Origin of the sequence: Faecalibacterium prausnitzii (genome assembly GCF_003287495.1) — a bacterium.
Lineage (GTDB): Bacteria > Bacillota > Clostridia > Oscillospirales > Ruminococcaceae > Faecalibacterium > Faecalibacterium prausnitzii_I.
Window position 1 is genome coordinate 1 of sequence record NZ_PRLE01000014.1, and the last position, 2,641, is coordinate 2,641.

General features: G+C 50.8%; 2 protein-coding genes and 1 pseudogene. 1 reads left to right on the forward strand and 2 read right to left on the reverse strand.

What is annotated here, in order from left to right:
* Nucleotides 1-250 precede the first annotated feature (250 nt).
* The gene (locus C4N22_RS12665) at nt 251-916 is read right to left on the reverse strand and encodes a sigma-70 family RNA polymerase sigma factor (RefSeq protein ID WP_112149212.1); all 666 of its coding nucleotides are present in this window, start codon (nt 914-916) and stop codon (nt 251-253) included.
* Complete coding sequence (locus C4N22_RS12670; protein WP_112149213.1) at nt 900-1,730, reverse strand: helix-turn-helix domain-containing protein; 831 nt, start codon at nt 1,728-1,730, stop codon at nt 900-902. Before C4N22_RS12670 ends, C4N22_RS12665 begins: the two co-directional genes overlap by 17 nt.
* Nucleotides 1,731-2,416: 686 nt before the next feature.
* Here C4N22_RS12670 and C4N22_RS12675 point away from each other — a divergent pair.
* Nucleotides 2,417-2,641, forward strand: a pseudogene (locus tag C4N22_RS12675) (plasmid recombination protein); the annotation flags it as partial.

Genomic DNA, 2,641 nt, shown 5'->3' on the forward strand with positions numbered 1-2,641 from the left:
AACATTCCGACATATGCCAGTGTATGAATAAGATCTTTTGAAAAAAACATTTTATCTCGTGTAATTTTCATAAAACGACATCCTCCTCAAATCCTACAGTCGGTAATCAGCAGCTTCGTGAAATCAACGTTCCTTAGATATTTAGATTTAATCCTATTTTGTTTCATCCGTCTACAAAATTTCTCAAAATCGTATAGCTGCACATAAATTTCCAGAAAACTTGTAGCACAATCACGATTTTTCTTTTCACTCAGATAAACCACCACGGCAATTCCAGCCACAGGTTATCCATAGCCTGTTCCTCGGTCTTTTTGGCGCGGCTTTTTGTCAGGTGAAAGTATACCGCCGTGCCGATCAGCGGATGCTCCTCGCCATCGGTGAAGCCATAGCGGTACAGCAGATAGGTCTGCTCCCGTTGGGTCAGCCGTTTCAGACCATCGTACAGTTCCCGGCGTGATTCCTGTTCTTCCATAATGCTCTGCGGCTGCATGGCATAAGGGTCAGCTATGGCTTCGATGCGCCGCAGCTGCTCTTCTCCTGACAGAATATCGTCCAGCGAAACGCGCTGGTAGCAGATGCCGTCCTTATCCTCCGTCACCATCCGCTGCTCAAAAGCAGTAAAGGCATCCCGTACCATGTCCATCATAGCATTGCGGATGGCAGGAGCCGCATAAGTCAAGAACTTCATGCCCCGCGCTGCATCGAACTTCGGCACAGCTTTCCATAAGCCCAGATTGCCCGCTTGTTTCAAATCGTCCGTGTCAAGGTTCAGGCCGGACTGTGCCAGATTCATGCTGCGGAAAAGGTCATTTGCCACCTTGCCAATAAAGGACTTGTTGTTTTCGATCAGGCTGTCCAGTGCGGTGGCATCCCCTTTCTGTGCCAGCGCACAAAGCCGTTCATTCGTCTGCTTCATGGGCGTTTTCCTGCTCTGCGGCAGACTGCAAGATTCCCAACAGACCGCTTCGCAGCTGTTCCAGTGCTTCCGGCGTGGCTCCTTTCATGCCCGAAACGCTGTCCAACATTGCATCCGTCAACTGCTCTGCCGTGATCGTTGGGTGCTGCACATCCTGCCCTTTGGTCAGCTCGTTGAACATCTTCTCTGCCACTTTCTTGCTCATTGCTTCCTGTTCGGCGTAATGGCTCCCGATGCCCTTTTTGATTTCCTTGACCGCTGCCATGAAGTACATCTCAATATCATCAAGGTCGCCCTGATACACCGGCTTTCTCCGAAGGCTGATGTCTTTGGCTGCCTTGGCTGCTTCCGGGGTCTTGACCTTTGTGCGCAGCAAGGTGCTCAATGTCGTGAACATGGCGTTCTGTGCCGCGATACCGGATGCAAAGGTATCATCAAAATACTGCGATATGCGGTAAGTAAGCTCTGCGAAGTGAGCGTTTTCCAGCAGCAGATTGACCACCCCTGCATTGACACGCCCTGTGTAGAGGTTCTTTGCGGCTTCTACGGACAAACCCAGTTCGGCAATATCATAGTTCTTGCGGTCAGGAATGTTGGTTTCTCCCAGCAGAAAATCCGTGGACACGTTGAACAGCCTTGCAATCTTCAGCACCTGCTCGTGGGTCAGGGTTCCTTTTGCACCGCTGATAAAGCGGCTGATGGTACTCTTGGAGCAGCCGATTTCCTTGGCAAGCTCCGGTTGGCTGATGTTGTGCTCTTTCATCAAGTCCGCAAGACGGACGTTGGATGGTGCGGGCAGATATTCCTGTGCCATGTGGTCGGCCCTCCTTTTTGAGCTTTTTCCTCATTATAATACGCTCTGCCGTTTTGTTCAATATAAGGTTTCCTCTCTGCCCTTGCTGTTGCAGCCCTGCAACCAGTGAGGGCATTTTTCTTTTTCCGTTGCAGTTCTGCCGCTTTTTCGCCTTTCCTGCAAAATTTTCCGTATATTCAGGCACAAGGCAAAAAACACCAGAGTTCCCACTTTGGGGTACTCTGGTGCAACACATAACACCGCCCCGCCCGGTGGCCGCAGGGTGCGGGGTTTTGTAGGCATCGAGCCGCTTGTCCACCCCTGTCCGTAAAAAGTGCATTTTTTCACGGAAGAAGTTCGTACAACCTGTACGGTCTGTACTTGTACGCACCCGTACGGCAAATCGAGATAAATTAAGGCGTGTTATCGTTTATATTTCGGGTTTCCGTACACCGTACGAACCGTACAGGTTATTTGAACTCTGTACGCGATTTTTTCGGATGCGTACGGAGCAATCAAGTTCGCATTGTGCGAACTTGATTGTAACTCTCCCGCAGGAGACGTTCCCCCTCGGAGAGTCCTCGAAGAGCCCACTACACTTTGCAGCCCATAGGGATGAAAGTGTCATAGTGGGTTATTACACTTCCGCAGAAGTGCATCTCCGTTACCCGTCACCTCTCGATGAACCTTGAAAGGAGGGATGCCCTTTGGCAAGAAATGATGGCATTGACCGCACCAGTGTTCGAAATCTCGCCGTTTCGGACAAGGCCGTTGGCAACACTCAGCAGCACAACGAGCGCGAAAAGGACAGCTATCGGAACCCCGATATTATCCCCCAGCGCGCTGCATGGAATGTCCACTTCAAAAAGCCAACCGCCAGCTACACCGACCTGTTCTCCCAACTGGAAACCGCTGGCACGATTTCAACGCGC